Raw genomic sequence first — 22,298 nt, forward strand, 5'->3', positions numbered from 1 at the left:
TTGTTAATTTTAGCAAATTTTCCTTACAAAAACTTAGCAAAAAATTTAATTTATTTTAGTTATAATAAAACTTTTTAAAATTTTAATTCCAATAAAGAAAAGTTATAATTATAATGGTTGCTGATAAAAGATTATTTTATTTAAGTTGTATTTTAATCACCATAGGAATAGTATTTTCATACTCTCTTACAGCTTTTACTGTTCTTTTTCTTGACTATAGCGAGTTTCATTTTTTTATTCGTCAGCTTTTTTTTGGAATTAGTGGCATACTTATAATGTTTTTTATTTCTCGATTGGATCCTGATAAAGCACTTTCTAAAAAAATTATTTTAGCTATTTTGATTATTTCTTTTATCTTTATCATCATTTTACCATTTTTACCTTCTGCATTAGCAACAGCTAGCGGAGGAGCTAAACGCTGGATACGCTTAGGCCCACTCTCTATCTCTCCTGTGGAATTTTTTAAAATAGGATTGATTTATTTTTTAGCATGGAGCTATACAAGGCGTATTGATGATAGCAAAAAAGCTATCAGACACGAGGCTTTAATTCTTCTACCTTATTGTATCTTAGCTTCTATAGTTATAGGATATATTTATATCACTCAAAACGATTTAGGACAAAGCGTAATTTCTTTCTTTTTGATTCTAGCTTTAGCTTTTTTTGCAGGAGCTAGTAAAAGGCTTTTTGCTTTTGGAACTTTAATCATTATGATGATAGGTATAATGGTAATTTTTAGTAACCAAAGAAGAATTCAAAGAATCGCTTCTTGGTGGGGGAATATACAAGATGCTTTTTTACCTATGCTTCCTGATTGGCTAGCAAATGCTTTAAGAGTAAGTAGCAACAGCGAACCTTATCAGATTTCGCACTCTTTAAATGCTATAGCCCATGGAGGAATGTTTGGTGAAGGCCTAGGACTTGGAACTTTTAAATTAGGCTTTTTAAGTGAAGTGCATACTGACTTTGTTCTTTCAGGAATTACTGAAGAAATAGGACTCTTAGGTCTTGGAGTTATTTGCTATATTTATCTTTGGATGATTTTAAGAATTTTTAGAATTGCAGGAAGATGCGAAGCTAAACAAGATTTTATTTTTTGTTCAGGCATAGCCTTACTTTTACTTTTTTCCTTTTTTATGAATGCTTTTGGTATTATTTCTCTTACTCCACTAAAAGGTGTAGCGGTTCCACTTTTAAGCTATGGAGGAAGTTCAATGTGGGCAATTTGCATAGGCATAGGATATGTACTAATGATTTCAAAAAAGGTTAAATTATGACAATAGCTTTAACAGGTGGCGGAACTGGAGGGCATTTAGCCATAGTGCGTTGCTTATTAGAAAGTGCGATTAAAAAAAATATAGAATGTATATATATAGGCAGTCAAAATGGTCAAGATAAAGCTTGGTTTGAAAATGAAGTACGCTTTAAGGAAAAAATTTTTTTAAGCTCTAAAGGAGTGGTTAATCAAAGCAAATTTGGCAAAATCAGTTCTTTACTCCACACCTTAAAACTCTCCAAAGATTGTAGAGAAATTTTTAAAAAATACCACATCCAAGCCGTTTTTAGTGTAGGTGGATATAGTGCAGCTCCTGCATCTTTTGCGGCTTTATTCTCACATTTACCTCTTTTTATACACGAACAAAATTCAAAAAGCGGCTCTTTAAATATGCTTTTAAAACCTTTCGCTACAAAATTTTTTAGCGCCTTTGAAAAAGAATTCAGCCCTTATCCTGTGGCAAATAAATTTTTTGATAATGCTAGGATTCGCAAAGAATTAAAAAATATTATTTTCCTAGGAGGATCACAAGGAGCTAGCTTTATAAACGAACTAGCTTTAAATCTCGCCCCAAAGCTTCAAGAACAAAATATCAAAATCATCCATCAATGTGGAAAAAATGATTTTGAAAAATGCAAAAAACACTACCAAAGCTTAAATATCCAAGCTGATGTTTTTGACTTTAGTTCAAATTTGGAAGAAAAAATGAAAAATGCAGATCTAGCTATATCAAGAGCAGGTGCAAGCACCCTTTTTGAACTTTGTGCTAACACCTTGCCTGCTATTTTCATACCTTATCCTCATGCAGCTAAAAATCATCAATACTTTAATGCTAAATTTTTACAAGATCAAGCTTTATGTCAAATTTTCACGCAAGATTCGATCAATCTTGATGATTTTTTCAAAGCAATGTTAAAACTTAACTTAGAAGATATTTCCACAAGATTGCAAAATATAGCACAAAAAAATGGTGGGGATATTTTACTAGAAAAAGCACTATCTGATAACTTGGCTTTTATACGATAAATATCCAAAGATGTTTACCAAAATCCCTACAAAAATCAACATCAAAATAGCAAGTGAAAAATTCTCAAATTTATCATGTAAAAAGCCTATAATCCACTGCCCTTGTGCTGCGATTAAATATCCAAAACCTTGAGCTAAAGCAGAAAGCTTTGCTGCTACTTGAGTATTTGAACTTTTTTGAGCGATAAAAAGTAGTGCAATACCAAAAACCCCACCCCATGGAAAGCCCATGATAAAAGCACTAATGATAATAGAAGTTTTACTATCAAAAACAAAAAGCATAGCAAAAGCGATTACATACATACTACATAAACTTGCTATATAAGGAGTATGTAATTTTTGCCTTAATTTTCCTAAAAGCAATGGGCCAAAAAGGGACACTGGGGCTGCAACAAGCTGAGCAAAAAGAACCATATTTGTAGCAAATTCTTTATCAAAACCTTTTTCTACAACGATTTGAACATACCAAAAAAACAAAGAATAAGCTAAAAAACTTTGAAATCCCATAAAAAGAGTGATCTTCCAAGTGGTTGCATTTGTAAAAAGATTGATTTTTTTAGAACTTTTTTTCTTAGCACGAAAAAATCTACCATTTTTAGCTTGAGGATAATAAACTACCAAAGCTATAAAAGAAAAAATCGCCCAAAAAAACATAGCACCTGCTAAATCAAACACGCTAAGCAAAGGTATAGTCAAAGCAACACCTACTATAGAAGAAATGCTTAAAATAAGACTATAAACCCCCATCATACTTGCTATTTTTTTAGGAAATTTCTCTTTAATAAAACTAGGCAATAAAACATTAGCGATTGCTATACCACAACCTATGCCTAACATACCCAAAAATAAGCCATATATCCCTGTATAAGAACGCAAAATTTCGCCAATAAAGATTAAAAAAATCCCTACGATAATCGCTCTAATGGGTGAAAAATATCCCACTATAAAAGAAATACTTCCAAAGGCTATCAAAGGTAAACTTGTAAGCACTCCTGCGAAAGTAGAATTTAAGCCATACGCATCTTTAATCACATCTATCATAGGCCCTATAGCCGTAATAGGAGCACGCAGATTAAAAGCTACAATCACAACGATGAAAAAATTAAGCCAAAAAATCTTTTTTTGAATACTACTCATAAGATAATCTTTCTTTGCAAACTTGGATATATGTTTTTAAATCTTTTTCTTTCATTAAAATTTCACGCATACAAACGCCTGCTATATTTATATCTTTAAAATTTTCCATATTTTGAGCATTGATACCGCCTATAGCATAAAGTGGAATTTGACTAAATTCAAGCAGAGATTTTAAAAAATCAAGCCCTTTAGGTTCTAAACCCGCCTTGCAAGAACTTTCAAAAATATGCCCTACAAAAGCATAATTTACCTTATAACTCATCGCCTCTAAAAGCTCTTCTTTGCTATGGACTGAAGTACCAAGTATATGAAAATATTTTATTAATTTAGGCTCTTTTCTTAGCAAAGAAAGCGGTGCGTGAAAATAACGATGTCCTAATTTTAAACAAACCTTATCAAAAGAATGCAAAAAACAAGTCACTTTTTGCTTTGTGCAAATGCTTAAAACTTCTTTTGCTAAGTCATAATACTCAAATTCGCTTAAATCTTTTTCTCTTAAAACTATAGCATCTACCTTAGCCTTAGTAAGTTTTTCAATCTGCTTTAAGAAGTCTATTTGCACACATTTTCTATCACTTATAGCGATGATTTTTTTATCCCACATAAATGCTATCACTCATCACAGCTTGCAAATTGGATCTTTTAAGCATGGCTAAAATTTCATCTACACTCCTATCATCTGAAATTTCAAACTGCTCATCACCCTTTTTCTCGCCCTTATGTTCACCTATGCCCACACTCACTCCTGCACTCATTTTAGTAGCACCAAGCTTGATAACCTCATCTCTAAAACCTATTCTTTCACGACTTGAAATGGTAATACCCGCGAAAGGCAAAAAGAGTCTATAAGCACAAAGTACTTGTAAAAGGCGTTTTTCACTCACATCTTTAGGATGAATTTTAGCATTATTGATAATAGGTCTTAAACGTGGTACTGAAATAGAAATTTCAGCATGCGGATAAGCTTGTTGTAAAAAATGCGCATGAAGTGCCGTAGCAAGGGCATCTTTTCTAAAATCATCTATACCCAAAAGTGCCGCAAAAGCCACTCCACGCATACCCGCTTTTAAAGCTCTTTCTTGAGCATTAAAGCGATAAGGAAAAATGCGTTTTTCACCACCTAAATGAATTTTAGAATATTTTAAAGGATTGTAAGTTTCTTGAAAAACAGTCACATAATCACAACCCTTTTCATGTAAAATTTTATATTCTTCCACATTCATAGGATAAATTTCAACGCCTACAACCTTAAAATACTCTCTAGCAATCTTGCAAGCATTTGCTATATATTCTACACTTGCAAACTCCCTACCCTCACCTGTTAGCATTAAAATTTCTTCTAAACCACTTTTAGCAATAGCTTGCATTTCTTCGTGAATTTCAACTTCACTTAGCTTAGCTCTTGCGATTTTATTACCTTTTTGAAAACCACAATAAACACATTTAGAATTACAATAATTTGACAAATAAAGTGGGGTAAAAAGAGAGATAGAATTTCCAAAATATTTTTGCTTGACTTTGGCAGATTTAAAGGCTAATTCTTCTATGAAATCTTCTGCCGCACTTGAAAGCAAGGCTTTTAAATGCTCTATGTTTAAATGCGTTTGATTTAAAGCATTTTTAACATCTTTAGCGCTAAATTGACTCTCATCATAACTTTGAACTTGAGTTAAAACCTTGTTTAAAATTTCGCTTTTTATTTCCTGCATATGAGGTAAATACTGCATATAATCTTGCATGATTAATCCCTTAAAAAGCCTGTTAATGGAGAACTTGCTTTAGCCTCGCTCACACTTGCCAAACCTGCTAAAAAAGCCGCTCTTCCCGCATTTACTGCCAAAGAAAAAGCTCTAGCCATCAAGGCTATATCTTTAGCTTCAGCTATAGCTGTATTTACCATCACTGCACTTGCTCCCATTTGCATAGCTTCACAAGCTTGTGCAGGACTTCCAATGCCCGCATCTACAATGATAGGCAAATCAATTTCATTAAGCAAAATTTGTATAAATTCCTTAGCACATAAGCCTTTATTGCTCCCAATAGGTGCTGCCAAAGGCATGATAGCCGCAGCTCCTGCATCACGCATAGCTCTAGCTGTGTAAAGATCAGCATGCATGTAAGGTAGGGGTGTAAAACCCTCTTTAGCTAAAAGCTCACAAGCTTTAATCGTTTCATAATTATCAGGCAGCAAATACCTACTATCGCTTATCACTTCTATCTTGATAAGTTCTCCACAACCAAGCTCTCTTGAAAGCCTTGCAATGCGTAAGGCTTCATCGGCGTTTCTTGCACCTGAAGTGTTGGGTAAAAGTGTGATATTTTTAGGGATATAATCAAGTATATTAGCAATTTCACCTGTATTTGCACGGCGTAAGGCTAGAGTGATGATCTGTGCTTTGGCTTCTTCTATGGCTGATTTTATAAGCTCTAGCGAATATTTTCCAGAACCTAAAATAAATCTTGAATCAAACTCGTATTTGCCTATTTTTAATTTATCATTTTTTAAATTTTCTTGCATTTTTATTCCTTATTTGCTAAAAGCTCTAAAACAAGATTGCTTTGATGTCCTGCGCAAATATTTACCCTTGGTGCCATAAGTCCATTTCCTAGCTTAGCACCATTTACCAAATCTCCACACATATAGAAATTTTTAGCAATTTTTCTTGTTTGTATGCTGTTGCTATCGCCATAACCCGCAAGTCCTGAAGCACAGATTAAAATACTATCTTTGTAAAATCTATGAAAATTTTGCGCTATCATCGCTTTTGCGATAGCACTATCAAAGGCTTCACAAACTATATCTATATCTTTAAACAAAGACTTTAAATTATCTTCATCGATTTTTAAAGTACAAATTTCAACGCTGATATAAGGGTTAATCTCGCTAATTTGCTCTTTTAAAGCTTCGGTTTTAAATTTTCCCAAATCACTTACACGGTAAGCTTGGCGATTCAAATTGCTAGGCTCAATCACATCAAAATCAATCAGCTTTAAAAATCCCACACCACTTCTTGCCAAATTTATCGCTATATGCGATCCAAGTCCACCTAAACCACACACCGCCACGCGCCCATTTTTAAGCTTGTCGTGAAGTTTTGGTGTATGTCTTGCTCTCATCATAGCATCTAGTGCATCTTTTGGAGGTAAAGAGTTTCTTTCTATACAAAAAAGCTCATCATCTTCATTTAAAACGATATTTTCTTTTGTTGCAAAACCATTGATAATCCATACATCATTTTCATTTTTGCTGATATTTTCAAAAAATTCCAAACTTGTTTTAAAGTCTGTATCAAGTTCTTTGCCATTAAATTTTACTCTCATCATCCACCTCCTACAAAACTTACGATTTCAGCTTTATCGTTTTCTTTTAAAATCAAATTTTCAAATTCACTCTTAGGTATAATCTCTCCATTTAATTCTAAAGCGATAAGTTCGATTTTAAAACCTTTTTCTTTAATAAAATCCATAAATTTAAGCTCTTTTAACTCAAGCTTTTGTCCATTGATAATCATTTTAAACCTTTAAAAATTTTCTATCAAGTCTTTAAAAACAAGGCAAAGTTTTTCAAATTCTTCTATACTTACTCTTTCATCAATAGCGTGAATTCTATCATTACAAACCCCAAATTCCACTACCTTTACACCGTATTTTGCAAAATACCTTGCATCACTTGTACCGCCTTTGGTATTAAGCTCTGGTACTTCATGAGTGATTTTTTGAACGCTTTTATTCATTTTTTGAACGATTTTATTATCGATATTTGTCAAAAAAGCTTCGCTTGATTGTTTTAGCTCTAACTCATAGTTTAAACCATGACAAATTTTTTCTACATAACTTTTTACATCTTCTAAGCTTGTATCAGGAGAATTGCGAACATTAAACATAAGTTTTAAATCATTTGGCGTAACATTACACACCCCCATACCTCCGCGAATATCGGTAATAACAATTTTTGAAGGACTAAATTCAGCACTTCCAGGATCAAGATCAAAACCCGCTAAAAGCTTTAAAACTGGTGCAAAATCATGCACAGGATTGATACATTTTTCAGGATAAGCAACATGCCCTTGTTTTCCACGGATTAAAAGTTTTCCATTGATAGAACCACGACGCCCTATTTTAATACTATCACCAATTTTTTTAACACAGGTTGGCTCGGCAACCACGGCATAATCAGGTAGTATATCTCTTTCTTGCATCCATTCTAAAACAGCCTTAGTTCCATATATAGCTTCGCCTTCTTCATCACTTGTTAATATAAGACTCAGCCTAGCTCCTTTAAAATCCGCATTCTTTGTCGCATCTACAAAGGCTGCTACTCCGCTTTTCATATCTTGAGCACCTCTTGCATAGATAAAGCCTTCTTTTTCCATAGGCACGAAAGCATCGCTACTCCAACCCTCGCCTGTAGGCACCACGTCTACATGCCCACCAAAAGCTAAATGATCACCCTCATCTTTAAATTTTTTAGTGAGTAAAAGGTTTTTAATGCCTTCTTTTTCTATAAAAAAAGCTTCAAAATCACTCAGTTCCATAGCGATGAAATTTAAAGCTCCATCATCATTTGGCGTAACAGATTTAAATTTTAAAAGTTCGATTAAAAATTCTTTTGCATTCATTTTTTATCCTAAGAAAGTTTTATATAATAAATTAAGAGCAAAATACTCTATAATTATAGCTGAAATTATATTGATTATAAAAACAACTTTTGTACTAAAAACATGACTATATCTTGCCACCACAAAAGCTAAAGCACTTACCCAAAAAAGTATAGCCACAATAAGCCCTAAAGTCATCAAATAAGCATGATCACTATTTAAAACCACACTTGCAGCACTAAGCCAAAATCCTATCACAAAAGGATTTGAACCATTTAAAAAAGCTCCTTTAATATAACTTTTCAAAAGACTTTCTTTAAATTCTTTATGCTCTAAATTTAAGCTTTCTTTCTTTTTTCTTAGCATCAAGTACGCCATATAGGTTAAAAAACAAAAACCAAAAATCGCCAAAGAACGCATAAAAATAACATTGTCTAAAAAATTTAAAAGCCCAAATTGAAGCAAAAAAAGATAAAGCATATCTATACTAAATGCTCCAAGTCCAACAGCTATGGAATTTTTAAAAGCTTTTAGTGCATAAGTTAAAATCAAAATATTTACAGGTCCAAAAGGAACACTCACTCCAAAGCCCAAAAAAACTCCACTTAAAAAAGAATCAAACATTACCATCTTTCATAAAATTTTCTATATCAAGTGCGATTTTATCAATAGCGCTTATAATATCTTCTATATAGATTTTATCAAAATACCGCTCTAAATTCGCATCTTTTTCATAGATATTTAAAATACTTTTTTCGCACATTGAAGCATAACGCCCTACAGGCAAAACCGCTCCACTTGTGCCTATGCTGATAAAAAGCGAAGTTTGATTTAACAAAGAATAAAGCGTAGCATAAGCAGGAGCTTGCTCTTCAAACATAACTATATTGTGTCTTAAATCCTTACTTTTGCATTTTGGGCATTGTTTATCTGTGATTTTTTCATAGCCTATATTAAAAATTTCTTCGCATTTTAGGCAACGAAGTTCGGGCAAAAATCCATGCAAATGTACTACATCTTTACACCCTGCACGCTCTAGCAAATCATCTACATTTTGCGTGATGACAAAAAGATTTTTACCCCATTTTTCTTTTAATTGTGCGATTTTTTCATGAGCATGATTTGGCTTTACATTTTGAAGTTGTGCCCTTCTTGCATCGTAAAAATCAAGTACTTTTTTAGGATTTTTTCTAAAACCTGTTGCAGAGCAAACCTCCATAACATCGTATTCTTCCCAGAGTCCATCATTATCTCTAAAAGTTTTAAGCCCACTTGGAGCAGACAAACCCGCTCCGCTTAATATCATAATGTTTTTCATAATCTCACCACCTTAGCACCAAAGCCACCTTGATTGATCGGTGCGTCATTAAAGCCTTTGACACTTTTGTGAGTTTTTAAAAACTCTCTTACCGCAAAGGCAAGCTTTCCTGTGCCTATGCCATGATAGATCAAAACCTCATCAAATCCTGCAAGCAAAGCATCTGAAATAAATTTATCAAGCCTTGAAATAGCTTCATCACTCCTAAGCCCGTGCAAATCCAAGCTAACGCTAAGATTAGTCGGTTTTGCCACACTAATGCTTGTTTTTGGACTTATTTTAGGTGTAGGAGTGCTTTTTTTAAGCAGTTTTAAAGGCACACGAAGTTTGATCCCATCGCTTTCAACCATAGCATCGTTTTTAGAAATGCTTATGATTTTACCCTTAATTTTTTCATATTTTACAAAATCCCCCACACGCAATTCTTCGTTTTGCTCCATACTTGGCAAAATGATTTCTTTTTTAAGCTCATTGGCTTTATTAAGACTTCTTTGCTTATCTTTTGTGTCTTTAAGCTGTATAGTTTTTTTAGCTTCTTCTATGGCTTTATGAAATTTAAATTCTAAATTTCTCAAACTCGTACGAAATTCTTGTTCATTTTTTTCTTTTTGATCTTTTAAAGAAAGTAAAATTTCATCGACTTTTTGCTCTTTTTTCTCGACATTTTCAAGCTTAGCTTTTAGTTCTAATTCAAGATTGATATTTTTACCCACAAGCTCTTCTAAATTTTCTTTATCCTCGCCATAAAGCTTTTTAGCCTCGCTAACTAAATTCGGCGGAATCTGATAACGCAAAGCCGTTTCAAAGGCATAAGATTTTCCTATAGTACCTTTTAAAAACTCATATTTTGGGCGTGAAAGCTCTTCGTCATATAAAGCAGCGATGAGTTCAACTTGCTCATTCTTTGCTAAAAGCATAGCAAGGCGTTTGTGGTGCGTGGTGATGATGATTTTAAGATTATTAGCTATGAGTTTTGAAATTAACACGCTATACAAACAAGCCGCTTCTTCAAAATCTGTTCCAAGCTCTATTTCATCGATACCTAAAAGCAAATTTTTCTTAGAAAAAAGTCTAGAAAAATGCAACATTCTTCCTGCAAAAGTTGAAATGTCGTTTTTAACATTTTGCGGATCTTCTATGATGGCATCAAATTCTTTAAAAGTACCGATTTTACTTTCACTTGCTTTTATATGCATAGGCAAAAGATGTTTAGCTAAAAATGCTGCGCTTAGCATGGATTTTAAAAGCATGGATTTTCCACCTGCATTTACCCCTGTGATGATTAAAACTTGTTTTTTAAATTCCAAACTCACGCTTTTTGGATTTTTTAAAGCAGGATGGGCGAAATTTTTAAGAACCAAATCCATACTTTGATCACACAAAACAAATTCAAAATCCCTTTTTTTAGCAAGCAAAACCCTAGCACTATAATGATCAAAAAGATCAAAGGCTGTATTGATAAATTTTAAAAAAGGTAGGTTTTTTGCTAAAAAAGCTGAGAAATTTTTAGCGTATTCATAATAAATTTCTTCTTTTTGATTTTTGATTTTTTCTATATCATTTTGCAAATTTTCAACACTTAAAGGCACGATATAAAAGCCGCCGCCACTACTTCTACCTATGATTTTTGCTTTAATAGCGTGATTAAACCCGCCTCTTACAAGCAAGGCTTCAAGATTGTTTATAAGATGGATTTGCGTATCGATAAGATAAGGCATTAAAGCTTTTGTATAGCAAAATTTCTTAAACTCAGCTATTATGCTTTCGTTTTTCAATCTTAAAGCGGCATTAAGATTTACAAGTCTTTCATCTAAACTTTCTTTTAATTCCCCTTTCTCATCGAAATTCAAACAAAGCTCCAAAGCCCCGCTAACAAATTCTATCTTTTGTAGCCAAGAGTCTAAATTTGTTCCTAGTTTTATTTTTTTTAGCTTTTCAAAATAACGAAAAATTTTTACAAATTCAAAAATTTCATCTAGATGCAAAATTCCTTGCTTACTTAAATGTACTAAGGCTTTATCAAGATTGCTAAGCTCTGGCATAGTAGGAAATTCCACCTCACAAAGCTCATGTATGCGTTTAAAATGAAGATTAGAATCTCCTTGTAAAAAAATCTCCTTATCTCTTGCAAAAAGGGCTTTAAACTCTTCTAAATAGCTGTTTAAATCAAGCTTTGAGATCAATTCTTCTTTTGTATCATTCATCATTTAACCTACAATCTTTAATATCTATGATTAAAGAATTAAAACTTTGATTATTATCCTTTGAAATAAAACTTCCTGTTCCAAATTCATAATTAAAATACGCCTTAGAAACATTGATATCTTTACATAAAATATTTTTATTTTGATTAAAAGCTACGATAATATCTGTTCTTAAACGACTTTTTTGCGTATTTTCAAATTCAAAAAATACTGCTAAAACAATAAAAATCACAAGTAAAATACCAAAAAAAGGTTTAGTTTTTTTGCCTAATTTTTCACGCAAAGCAAAAGTGATTAAGGCTAAAATTAAGATGATTAAAAGATATAAAAAAAACCTACTCATTCTTTTGCCTTAATTTGTTGCTGATATCTCCTGCGCCAAAACCTATAATAAGCCCTTCTTCAAAAACCTGCCCCTTAGAAGCCACCAAAAATTTACCCTCTCTTTTAATATCTTCTACAAATAAAGCCTTAGGAAAAACCGCTTTTAAATCAAGCTCTATAGGCTCTTCTCCTGCAGCATAAACAGGTAAAATTACAAGCTCATCAACACCTTCAAAAGCCTTTGCAAATTCCTTTAAATTTGCAGCTAAACGCGTGTAGCGGTGGGGTTCAAAAATGGCTGTGATTTTTTTATATCCACCTAATTTTGCGTATTCTTGTGCTGCACTTAAAGTCGCTTTTATTTCGGTAGGATGATGACCATAATCATCGATTAAAACCAAATTTTCATCAGCATGTAAAATATCAAAACGCTTTTTAATACCTTGATAATTTTTAAGCCTAGTTCTTATCGTTTCTATATCTAAGAAATTTAAAGCCGCCAAAATCGCCAAAGACGCATCAAGGGCTAAATGATATCCCATGCCAAAAACCTTAAATTCACCCCAATCTTTCAACTCAAAGCTTGTAAAAGGTTTGAAATTTTCTATACACATGGTGCAGTTTTTGATATCTTTGCTCGGATAAAGCTTGATTGACTCATTTTTATAATTTTTCAAAAACTCATCTTCAGCATTAATCACGCGAATTTTAGCCGTATCTAAAAACTCCACATAAGCATGATGGAGTTTTGAAACTTCATTGCCATAATGATCTAAATGCTCTGCTTCTGCATTGGTAACTATAGCCAAATAAGGATTTGAATTTAAAAAAGAACTATCGCTCTCATCAGCTTCAAAAACAAGGTTTTGGCTTTCTTTATAAATCATATTTGAACCAAATTCTTTTAAAATCGCTCCGATAATCACAGAAGCATCATCAAGTAAAGAAGCTAAAATGCTTGAAGTTGTGCTTTTTCCATGTGCTCCTGCAACCGCAAAAACACGCTTATCTTCTAAGATAAGAGGTAAGGCTTCCTTGCGTGAAAGACATTTAATGCCTAATTCTTTAGCGTGTTTAAATTCAGGATTTTCTTCTTTAATTGCAGCAGAGTAAATAACTAAATCTTTGTTTAAAATATTGTCTTTATGATGAGGGATGCTGACCTTAACCCCTTCTTTTTCAAGTTCTTTAGTAATTTTACTTTCCTTAAGATCACTCCCACTAATCTTAAAGCCTTTTTCTTTTAAAAATCTTGCTAAAGCGGAAATTCCTATACCACCTATGCCGATAAAATGGATATTTTGCATCATTTAAACCTTTATACTTTAAAGGCTAAATTTTAGCACTTTTTTACTAAAAAGAAAATATAAATCCTATTTTGAAATGCCTAGACGCTGACTTAATTGATAAAGATTTAATTCTTTATAAAATTGAGTGAAATTTTTATGATATTCATCGAGTTCAAAGGCATGATTTGTATCTTTTAAAGTATTATTATTTTCAAAATAATACCCCTTATCACCGCTATATACGCCATTTTTATCAATCCATACAGCATCGTTGATCCCAAATTCTAATTTCTCATCACTTGGTCTTGCCAACATATTTCTTCCGCCTACGCTTAAATACTTAACATTACTTAAGCTTAAAGCATAAAGAGTTGGAAAAATATCCTTATGAGATCCTACACGATCTTTATCATAATAAATATTATCTTGCAAATCCTTAGGAATATAAAGATAAAAAGGCACACTATAAGCAAAAGCTTTTTGGAAATTTAAATCCATACTCATCTCGCGAACCCTATGATCTCCAGTCGCTGCTATAATGACACTATCCTTAAATGGACTTTGCTTTACTTTATCTAGAAATTTTCCAAATTCATTGTTTGCATAAGTATAAGCTTTGATAATATTGTCTTGTTTATCTTTTTCATAAGGAAGCATATTAAGCAAAGTTTGTGGAATGTTTTCTAATTTTGGCAAATCATTTTGCGGAATTTTATAAGGTGGATGATTAGAAATAGTAAGAGCAATTATAAGGGTGTTGTGTGGATTTTTTTGAAGTAAGTCATAAACTTTTTTATATAAAAACTCATCAGCCACCCCATAAGTATTTTTACTCAAAAAAGCACCATCGTACTCATCAATAAGAGTGTTTTCATCGATAATTTTATCAACGCCTTGGCCGTAAAGATAATTTGCAAGATTTTTCCAAGCTCCATTTCCGCTAGTAACAAAATAAATCTTATACCCTGCTTTTTTATATATTTGCAAAGGGGTTAAATCAAGTTTGATATTTTGATACTTACTCATAGAAAGTTCGACAATAGGGCTAATGAAAAATAAATTGGAAAAACTAGGTATGGTATTATTACTAGAAGATAAAAATCGCGTAAAAACAAAATCTTGATCAAAATGTTTTTTTAACGCCCCTAAAAAATTATGCTCACTATTTGCAAATGAGCCCAAATTCAAACCAAAACTTTCCATCAAAATCAAAGCCACACTAGGTTTAATTTCTTGTGCGCTTTTATTTTCAACACTCACCCTGTTAAAATCAAAAAGTTTATGCTTTAAAGTTTCATATTTTTGCTCACTGATAATATCTAAATGGGATATATCTTGCTGATTTTTGTAGTTTTTAAAAGCCCATTTCATAGCCATCAAAGGATTAACTACAATATGATTGATAACAGGAATTTCTGAAATGGCATAATTGTTATTATTCATAATTACACGCCTAAAAGGCCCTCTTAATGCGATTGTATAAACAATCAATAATAAAACCATCAATGATAATAATTGCATTTTATTTAATTTAATTGTTTTTAGCTTTAAATTTAAAATTTTTATATTAATAAAAATACTTAACAATAACACAAAGAAGACAATTGCTAAAATTTTAAAAACAGGATAATCCTGCATAATAATATTTAAAATACCCTGTGTATTATCATTTTCCAAACCAAAAATAAAAATATCAATTTTAGTTTTGTAAATTTCATAATAATAATATTTAATAAAAGAAAAAATAACACATAATAAAGATATTATAGCTATATAAAAACTTGAAAAGACTATGTAAAATTTGCGTCCTGTATCAATGATTTTTTTATTTTTTATATTGCAAAAAACAAAAGCCAAAAATCCACATAATAAAAGAGGCAAAAAAGCAGCACTTAAAAATCTTATATCGTGAAAAGCACCTAAAGAATACATTAACGCAAACTCTTTTTTATCGCTAATTAAACCGCTAGGAATAAAAGCATTTTGCATTAAAAATCTATTGAAAGTAAAAATCATCACAAAAAACAAACTAAAAATTATAATTTGCAATAAAACTTTTCTCATAAAAAACCTTTCAAAATATCATTTTATGGTATAAAAATTTTTATTATCTTATCCTATCACTTTTAATCCGCAGTTTGATAAATCATTTTTCACCTTAAGATTTTTAAGATAAAAATCATTTAAAGCAAACTTGATCCATGTTTAAAATGCTATTCTTTCACAAGTTTAATTTCATCGTGTATCTAAATTTCTTTGGTGATTTTATCAATAAACTTATTAAAAAATATCCTAGATAAAACTAATTTACATCCTTGCTTAAAATCAAAAATATTTAAAAGCTTAAAATCGATAAACCATAAACTTAGCAAATTTTTTATAGATATTTAAAAACATCATGAAAATAAATCTTTAATATTTAAACCCAAAAACCCTTTGCCATTTTTTCAAAACCCCAAAGTTTTCTTGCTTCATCGCTTTTTTTAGGCTCTATAATAAGCATTTCTTCTTCAGAACCCAATTTACTTTCTATCTCACCAAAAGCGTTGATAAACAGAGTATCGCCATAAAAATTCCACTCATCTTTTGTTTTGCCTATGCGATTTACTCTTAAAATGCTTGTAGAATTTAAAAAAGCTCTTGTTTTTAAAAGTTCTTCCCATCTTTGTTTGCTTTCAAAGGTACAAGCACTAGGAACGATAACCAAATCAATTTTTTTCGCCATAATCTGTTGCCAAAAAATATCAAAATGTGTCTCAAAACCAAAAAGCAAAGCACATTTTAATTTTTCATAATTAAAAGTAAAAATTTTTAATTCTGATGGAGTTTTGTTGCTAAAAAATTTTTCTTCATTCCAATGTTCATAAGGCATTAAAATTTGCTGTTCATAACTTTTGACACCATTTGGAGCAACTTTTAAGCAAAGTTTTTTATAACTTTTAGCTTCAACGCTTACATAAGGAGCGATGATTTGTAATTCATATTTTTTAGCAAGTTTAATCAAGCTTTCTTTTTTAGCTTCACTTTGTTCTTTTATCATATTTTTTGGCATGTGTAAAAGTTCTGTAAAAAAACTATTAATCACATATTCGCCCAAAACTACCAAATTTGCCCCATTGTCTTTTGAAGCTTTAAGATAATAATCGAGCCTTGATTCACTTAAAGCTAAAGTTGGAAACTGTAAAGCTGCTATTTTACTCATCGATTTGCTCCACTTCTAATTTTGCTTTTTCAAGCTCAAGTCTTGCTTTTTTGATACTCTCTAAACCTTCTTTGTAAATTTTTACACTTTCATCTAAGGCAAGCTCTTGATTGTTTAATTTTTCCAAAGATTCATTAGCGTGTTTTAAATTTTCTTCAAAACTCATTGATGATTGACCTTGTAATTTGGTGCTTCATGAGTGATAGTAACATCATGCACATGACTTTCTTTAAGCCCTGCAGTAGTGATTTCAACAAATTCAGCTCTTTTTTGAAAATCTTCTATATCTTTAGCCCCAACATAACCCATAGAAGAACGCAAACCTCCTAAAAGTTGATGCACCACGCTTCTTATACTTCCCACATAAGGAACACGCCCTTCTATACCTTCAGGAACAAGTTTATCTTGAGCAGTACCTTGCTGAAAGTATCTGTCTGAACTTCCTTTTTGCATAGCCCCAAGTGAACCCATACCACGATAAGACTTATATTGTCTTCCTTGATAAGTAAAAAGCTCTCCTGGACTTTCATCTGTTCCAGCTAAAAGCGATCCTATCATAACAGAACTCGCACCTACAGCTAAAGCTTTTGCAATATCACCTGAATATTTGATCCCGCCATCGGCTATCACAGGAACGCCGAATTTATTTGCTTCTTCCACGCACTCATCAATGGCTGAAATTTGTGGCACACCCACACCTGAAACAATGCGTGTAGTACAAATACTTCCTGGCCCAATACCTACTTTAACCGCATCTACCCCTGCTTCACAAAGTGCTTTTGCTGCGGCTGCAGTAGCGATATTTCCTGCGATAAGATCTAAATTTGGATATTTAGTTTTAATTGCTTTTACCGTATCAATAATACCCTTAGAATGTCCATGCGCAGAATCAAGCACAACAACATCAACGCCAGCTTCAACTAAAGTATCCACACGATCCATTTGCCCTACTCCTATAGCCGCACCCACACGCAATCTTCCAAAACCATCTTTATTGGCATCAGGATATTCTTTGCGTTTTTTAAGATCTTTTATAGTGATAAGTCCTTCCAAGCGTCCTTGTTCATCTACTATAGGAAGTTTTTCTACTTTGTTGGTGCTAAAAATTTTTTCCGCATCATCTAAAGTACAACCCTTTGGAGCAGTAATTAAAGGCATTTTAGTCATAACATTTTCAACCAAATTTGAAAAATCACTCTCAAATCTTAAATCACGATTGGTAAGTATGCCTATTAGTTTCTTATCTTCATCTACTACAGGAACACCTGAAATTCTATACTCTGCCATGATTTCTAAAGCCTCTGCAACACTTGCTTTAGGACTTACAAAAATAGGATCGATAATCACCCCACTTTCACTTTTTTTCACTCTTTTTACTTCTCTAACTTGTGAAGCTATATCCATATTTTTATGAATTACCCCAAGTCCTCCAAGTCTTGCCATCATGATAGCAGCTCTGTGTTCAGTAACTGTATCCATAGCCGCAGAGATTAAAGGCATATTTAAAGTGATATTTTTTGTTAGTTTAGTGTGAATTTTTACTTCCTTAGGTAGAACTTCAGAATACCCAGGACGCAGTAATACATCTTCAAAAGTTAAAGCTCTTTTTACAATTTTCATCTTTCATCCTTAATTTTTAATCATTTGTTCTAAACTTAAAGCCCCATCTAACAAGGTTTGTTCATCATAAGCTTTGCAAATCAGTTGTGCTGATATATTAAGCCCTTCTTTATCTTTTGCAACAGGCACACTAATGCCTCCAAGTCCTGCTAAATTTACAGAGATAGTATAAACATCTTCTAAATAAGTTTGCATAGGGCTTTTTTGAGTATCAAATTTAAAAGCCGTTGTAGGAGTTACAGGCATAAAAATAAGATCACAATCTTGCAAAATTTCTTCATATTTTGCCTTGATAAAAGCTCGAGCTTTTTGTGCTTTGATATAATACGCATCATAATATCCACTGCTTAAAACAAAAGTTCCTAACAAAATTCTTCTTTTTACTTCTTCGCCAAAACCTTCGCTGCGTGTATTTACATACATTTCTTTTAAATTTTGGATATTTTCAGAACGCTTGCCATAACGCACCCCATCATAACGACTTAAATTTGCACTTGCTTCAGCTGTTGCGATGATATAATACGCTGCGATATCAAACTTAGAATCAAGCAAATTTTTATATACAATCTCATGTCCATTAGCTTTTAACATATCTATGGTTTTTAAAAGTGCGTTTTTTACTTCGCTATCTGCATCATTGACATAATTTTCAATCACTGCGATTTTTAATTTTTTATTTGCATTTAAATTTGAAGCGGTTTTGATAAACTCGATATTTGCACTCGTGCTATCCATTTTATCATATCCTGCAATCGCATCATATAAAATTGCCGCATCTTCTACATTTTGCGTTAAAACCCCGATTTGATCCAAACTTGAAGAATAAGAAGCCAAACCATAGCGACTCACTCTTCCATAACTCGGTTTAAATCCTACACAACCACAAAAAGCCGCAGGTTGGCGTACAGATCCACCTGTATCAGAACCTAAACTTGCTAAAGCCAAGCCACCCGCTACCGCAGCAGCACTTCCACCACTTGACCCACCTGGAACACGCTCAAAATTTAAAGGATTTAAAGTTTTTCCATAACAAGAACTCGCTGTTGAACTTCCCATAGCAAATTCATCCATATTGCAACGCCCAAAAGGAGAAAAACCATTAGCCTTTAAATTAACAATCGCACTTGCATCATAAGGAGCGATATAACCTTGTAAAATCTTACTCGCACTAGTAAGCTCCCAGCCCTTTACACTGATATTATCTTTTATAGCTACAGGCACACCTTCACCTGAAACACTTAAGTCTTTATCTAAAAATTGTTCGATATAAGCACCTATTTTTTTTTCTTTTTTTGCTTTTTCATTGAGTTCTTTTTTTAAATTTTCAAGTTCTTCTTTGGAGTATTTTAAAGCTTCTTTTAAAGTTATCATTTATTTTCCTTTGTTTTTTTGATCAAAAATACTGCTAAAGCACTAAAAGCCAAAACCACCGCTATAGTTGCAATGATAATACTATTTGGAATCGGATTTTCTAACATTAAACCCCTTTTAAAACTTCTTCACATCTTAAACAAGGTGTTTCTTCATTTTTACTTTGAAGTTTCCAGCATCTTGGACATTTACAAAGCGAAGATTTGGTGATTTTAAATTTCTCATTCTCTACTTCAAATTCAGCTAAAATTTCTTCATTTTCATTGCTGATTTGACTCACCATAAACCAATCGGCTAATTCCTCATTTGGGAATTTATTAAAACTAATGTTTAAATTTAATTCCAAGGTAGATTTAATGATTTTATCTTTTTTAAGCATATCAATTTGTTCAAAAAATTTCTCTCTAGCACTCATTAAAAATGTATCATCTATACCAAAATCATAATCAAAATCCTGAGTTAAACTCAAATCAAATACATCTTTTGCATCGCCTTTGATTAAAACATTAGCATGTTCTAAAGCCTCATCTACACTATAGCTTAAATTTGGAGCAAGTAAATTTAAAAGTTCTTTTGCTATCAAAGCCATAGCCACTTGAGCAGATTTTCTTCTTTGAGCATTTTCACTATCACAATAAAGTCTATCTTTACTGATATCAAGATAAATCCCACTTAAATCCGCACTTAAGAAATTTAAAAGCAAACTAAAACCTTTAGCAAATTCATAAGCAAAAAATGCTTCTTTACTTGCTTTAAAAACTTTGGTTGCACGACTTAATATCCATTTATCAATAAAACTAAATTCTTTAACTTCTAAATCTTTTAAGTCATTTGTATTGGCAAGTAAAAATCTTATAGTATTTCTTATTTTGCGGTATTGTTCGCCCACTTGTTTTAAGATATTGTCTGAAATTTTTAAATCACTTGAATAATCACTTAAAAGTATCCAAAGTCTTAAAATTTCAACTCCATAGGTTTTTGCTACATATTCAGGAGCGATCACATTGCCTTTAGATTTAGACATTTTTTGCCCTTTTTCATCGGTGGTAAAACCATGAGTTAAAATGCTTTCATAAGGTGCGCTTTCATTGATCGCTGTACCTACAAGCAAAGAGCTTTGAAACCAACCCCGATGCTGATCGCTTCCTTCTAAATACATACTTGCTCTTTTTTCTCCTGCATCATAAAGTCCGCTATTTAAAACTGCATTAAAAGTACTTCCGCTATCAAACCAAACATCTAAAATATCATATACTTTTTCTAAATTTTCAGCTTTATATTTTGAATTTGTAGGAATTAAATCTTTGATTTCAAACTCCCACCACGCATCAGCACCGTGTTTTTCAAAAATAGCTGCTACAAAGTCAAAAAGTTCATCATCAAAAATCACTTCTTTAGTGTTTTTATCTCTAAAAAAGGCTATAGGCGTTCCCCAGTCCCTTTGTCTTGAAATACACCAATCTGGGCGATTTTCCACCATAGAACCTATTCTTTTTACCCCACTTTGCGGATAAAAGGTTGTTTTTAAAAGTTGTTCTTTTGCACACTCTCTTAAAGTTTTTCCTTGAAGTTTTGGTTCATCCATTAAAATAAACCATTGTTTAGTAGCTCTATAAATCACAGGCTTATGCGTTCTCCAACAAAATGGATAAGAGTGTATAAATTTAGAAGAATGTAACAGTTTTGCGCCTAAAAGTTCTAAAATTTTTTCATTGGCCTTAAAAATATGAAGACCTATAAACTCTTCAAGCAAATGAGAAGGCAAAAGCCCTTTAGCTCTTAAAGTTTCATCATAACATCCGCTATCATCAACAGGCATTAAAACTTCAATGTCATATTTCAAACAAGCATAATAATCATCTTCGCCATGTCCTGGTGCAGTATGCACAAGTCCACTTCCACCATCCATCAATACATGCTCGCCCATGATTAAAACAGATTTTCTTCCATTTAAAGGATTGATAGCTTCAAGTTTTTCAAATTCTTTTGCGTTTAATTCTTTTTGAATTTCTCCACTTGTAAGCCCTTTTTCTACCATACTTTTAAGTAAAGCACTTGCAAAAATCAAACCTTCTTTGGTGATCACATAATTTTCATTAGGATTTAAAGCTATAGCTTGATTAGCCACCAAAGTCCAAGGCGTAGTTGTCCATATCACTGCACTTGCTTTTGATACGCCTAATTTTTCGCAAGCTTTTGCATCTAAATCAAAAGCCACAAAGATAGAATAATCTTCTTTATCTTGATACTCTACTTCAGCTTCTGCTAAAGCTGACTTTGCCGCCCAACTCCAAAAAACAGGTTTGGAACGCTCACAAAGTAAGCCTTTTTTAGCAATCTCGCATAAAGTTCTATAAATCGCTGCTTCAAACTCAAATTTCATAGTCAAATAAGGCTTATCCCAATCTGCAATAATGCCTAAATTTTTAAATTCTTCTCTTTGGATATCTGCAAATTCACTCGCATGTTGTCTGCAAAACTCACGAATTTCTTTCTTGCTTAAGCTTTTTTTCTTTTCTCCAAGCTTTACTTCTACTTGTTGTTCTATAGGTAAACCGTGACAATCCCACCCTGGAGTAAAACGCACACTCTCACCTTTAAAATAATGCGTTTTTATAATAGTTTCTTTTAAAATTTTATTTAAAGCATGTCCTATATGAATATGTCCGTTAGCATAAGGGGGGCCATCGTGCAAGGTAAAACTTTTTTTCGCATTTTTGCGATTTTCTTTCATTTTTTCATAAGCATAATTTTGATCAAACCATTTTTTAAATCTTTGCGGTTCAAGTTCCGCTAAATTCGCCCGCATAGCAAAAGTAGTGCTGGGCAAAAGTAGAGTTTCTTTGTAGTCCATTTTTTCCACCTAATTTTTAATAATCTTAAATTCTACTCAAATTAGCTTTAATTTCTACTTTGTTTTTGGCTATAATTAT

21 protein-coding genes are annotated in these 22,298 nt (G+C 32.4%); 2 read left to right on the plus strand and 19 right to left on the minus strand.

Annotation, left to right across the window (positions count from 1 at the left end):
- Positions 1-113: 113 nt before the first annotated feature.
- Together ftsW and murG are read left to right on the plus strand one after the other, a co-directional pair.
- Positions 114-1,277, plus strand: coding sequence for a putative lipid II flippase FtsW (gene ftsW / locus AJ887_RS03375; RefSeq protein WP_002853553.1), 1,164 nt, complete (start codon positions 114-116; stop codon positions 1,275-1,277).
- Positions 1,274-2,302: an undecaprenyldiphospho-muramoylpentapeptide beta-N-acetylglucosaminyltransferase gene (gene murG, locus AJ887_RS03380; RefSeq protein ID WP_070284814.1), complete on the plus strand. Its 1,029-nt coding sequence runs from the start codon at positions 1,274-1,276 to the stop codon at positions 2,300-2,302. Before ftsW ends, murG begins: the two co-directional genes overlap by 4 nt.
- Here the strand turns inward: murG and AJ887_RS03385 are convergent.
- The 19 genes from AJ887_RS03385 to ileS all read right to left on the minus strand — a co-directional run bounded on the left by AJ887_RS03385 (position 2,273) and on the right by ileS (position 22,219).
- Entirely contained in the window at positions 2,273-3,439 is a 1,167-nt protein-coding gene (locus AJ887_RS03385; RefSeq protein ID WP_002870574.1) for an MFS transporter, read from the minus strand. The two genes, murG and AJ887_RS03385, sit on opposite strands and share 30 nt — an antisense overlap.
- A complete protein-coding gene (locus tag AJ887_RS03390) occupies positions 3,432-4,043 on the minus strand; it encodes a thiamine phosphate synthase (protein WP_070284816.1) in 612 nt (203 codons plus the stop codon). Before AJ887_RS03390 ends, AJ887_RS03385 begins: the two co-directional genes overlap by 8 nt.
- Positions 4,033-5,178 carry a 2-iminoacetate synthase ThiH gene (gene thiH / locus AJ887_RS03395; RefSeq protein ID WP_070274736.1) on the minus strand — a complete coding sequence of 382 codons (1,146 nt, stop codon included), beginning with the start codon at positions 5,176-5,178 and terminating at the stop codon, positions 4,033-4,035. The genes AJ887_RS03390 and thiH overlap by 11 nt, the downstream gene beginning before the upstream one ends.
- Positions 5,179-5,180: 2 nt before the next feature.
- Positions 5,181-5,957, minus strand: coding sequence for a thiazole synthase (locus AJ887_RS03400; RefSeq protein WP_070284818.1), 777 nt, complete (start codon positions 5,955-5,957; stop codon positions 5,181-5,183).
- Positions 5,958-5,959: 2 nt separating this feature from the next.
- Positions 5,960-6,763 (minus strand): thiamine biosynthesis protein ThiF, encoded by an 804-nt coding sequence (gene thiF, locus AJ887_RS03405; RefSeq protein WP_074486930.1) that lies wholly within the window; start codon positions 6,761-6,763, stop codon positions 5,960-5,962.
- Complete coding sequence (gene thiS / locus AJ887_RS03410; RefSeq protein WP_002830937.1) at positions 6,760-6,951, minus strand: sulfur carrier protein ThiS; 192 nt, start codon at positions 6,949-6,951, stop codon at positions 6,760-6,762. The genes thiF and thiS overlap by 4 nt, the downstream gene beginning before the upstream one ends.
- 9 nt (positions 6,952-6,960) lie before the next feature.
- Complete coding sequence (gene dapE, locus AJ887_RS03415) at positions 6,961-8,058, minus strand: succinyl-diaminopimelate desuccinylase (RefSeq protein WP_070284820.1); 1,098 nt, start codon at positions 8,056-8,058, stop codon at positions 6,961-6,963.
- 3 nt (positions 8,059-8,061) lie between these two features.
- Positions 8,062-8,661: a LysE family translocator gene (locus AJ887_RS03420; RefSeq protein WP_052949330.1), complete on the minus strand. Its 600-nt coding sequence runs from the start codon at positions 8,659-8,661 to the stop codon at positions 8,062-8,064.
- Entirely contained in the window at positions 8,654-9,355 is a 702-nt protein-coding gene (locus AJ887_RS03425; protein WP_002827318.1) for an SIR2 family NAD-dependent protein deacylase, read from the minus strand. Before AJ887_RS03425 ends, AJ887_RS03420 begins: the two co-directional genes overlap by 8 nt.
- A complete protein-coding gene (locus AJ887_RS03430; RefSeq protein WP_079860698.1) occupies positions 9,352-11,562 on the minus strand; it encodes an endonuclease MutS2 in 2,211 nt (736 codons plus the stop codon). Before AJ887_RS03430 ends, AJ887_RS03425 begins: the two co-directional genes overlap by 4 nt.
- The gene (locus tag AJ887_RS03435) at positions 11,552-11,902 is read right to left on the minus strand and encodes a hypothetical protein (protein ID WP_070274742.1); all 351 of its coding nucleotides are present in this window, start codon (positions 11,900-11,902) and stop codon (positions 11,552-11,554) included. The genes AJ887_RS03430 and AJ887_RS03435 overlap by 11 nt, the downstream gene beginning before the upstream one ends.
- Entirely contained in the window at positions 11,895-13,193 is a 1,299-nt protein-coding gene (gene murC, locus AJ887_RS03440) for a UDP-N-acetylmuramate--L-alanine ligase (protein WP_083262107.1), read from the minus strand. The genes AJ887_RS03435 and murC overlap by 8 nt, the downstream gene beginning before the upstream one ends.
- A 63-nt stretch (positions 13,194-13,256) precedes the next feature.
- Positions 13,257-15,236 carry an LTA synthase family protein gene (locus AJ887_RS03445; RefSeq protein WP_070284824.1) on the minus strand — a complete coding sequence of 660 codons (1,980 nt, stop codon included), beginning with the start codon at positions 15,234-15,236 and terminating at the stop codon, positions 13,257-13,259.
- A gap of 355 nt (positions 15,237-15,591) precedes the next feature.
- Complete coding sequence (locus tag AJ887_RS03450; RefSeq protein WP_070284826.1) at positions 15,592-16,374, minus strand: carbon-nitrogen hydrolase family protein; 783 nt, start codon at positions 16,372-16,374, stop codon at positions 15,592-15,594.
- Positions 16,367-16,540, minus strand: a complete 174-nt coding sequence (xseB, locus tag AJ887_RS03455) for an exodeoxyribonuclease VII small subunit (protein WP_002853034.1) — start codon at positions 16,538-16,540, stop codon at positions 16,367-16,369. The genes AJ887_RS03450 and xseB overlap by 8 nt, the downstream gene beginning before the upstream one ends.
- Positions 16,537-17,994 (minus strand): IMP dehydrogenase, encoded by a 1,458-nt coding sequence (gene guaB, locus AJ887_RS03460; RefSeq protein ID WP_002880772.1) that lies wholly within the window; start codon positions 17,992-17,994, stop codon positions 16,537-16,539. The genes xseB and guaB overlap by 4 nt, the downstream gene beginning before the upstream one ends.
- A 9-nt stretch (positions 17,995-18,003) precedes the next feature.
- The gene (gatA, locus tag AJ887_RS03465; RefSeq protein ID WP_002880776.1) at positions 18,004-19,365 is read right to left on the minus strand and encodes an Asp-tRNA(Asn)/Glu-tRNA(Gln) amidotransferase subunit GatA; all 1,362 of its coding nucleotides are present in this window, start codon (positions 19,363-19,365) and stop codon (positions 18,004-18,006) included.
- Positions 19,362-19,472, minus strand: a complete 111-nt coding sequence (locus tag AJ887_RS03470) for a hypothetical protein (protein ID WP_002880777.1) — start codon at positions 19,470-19,472, stop codon at positions 19,362-19,364. Before AJ887_RS03470 ends, gatA begins: the two co-directional genes overlap by 4 nt.
- Complete coding sequence (gene ileS, locus AJ887_RS03475) at positions 19,472-22,219, minus strand: isoleucine--tRNA ligase (RefSeq protein ID WP_070284827.1); 2,748 nt, start codon at positions 22,217-22,219, stop codon at positions 19,472-19,474. Before ileS ends, AJ887_RS03470 begins: the two co-directional genes overlap by 1 nt.
- Between the last annotated feature and the right edge of the window lie 79 nt (positions 22,220-22,298).

The sequence above is a fragment of the Campylobacter sp. BCW_6466 genome, assembly GCF_001762835.1.
Lineage (GTDB): Bacteria > Campylobacterota > Campylobacteria > Campylobacterales > Campylobacteraceae > Campylobacter_D > Campylobacter_D jejuni.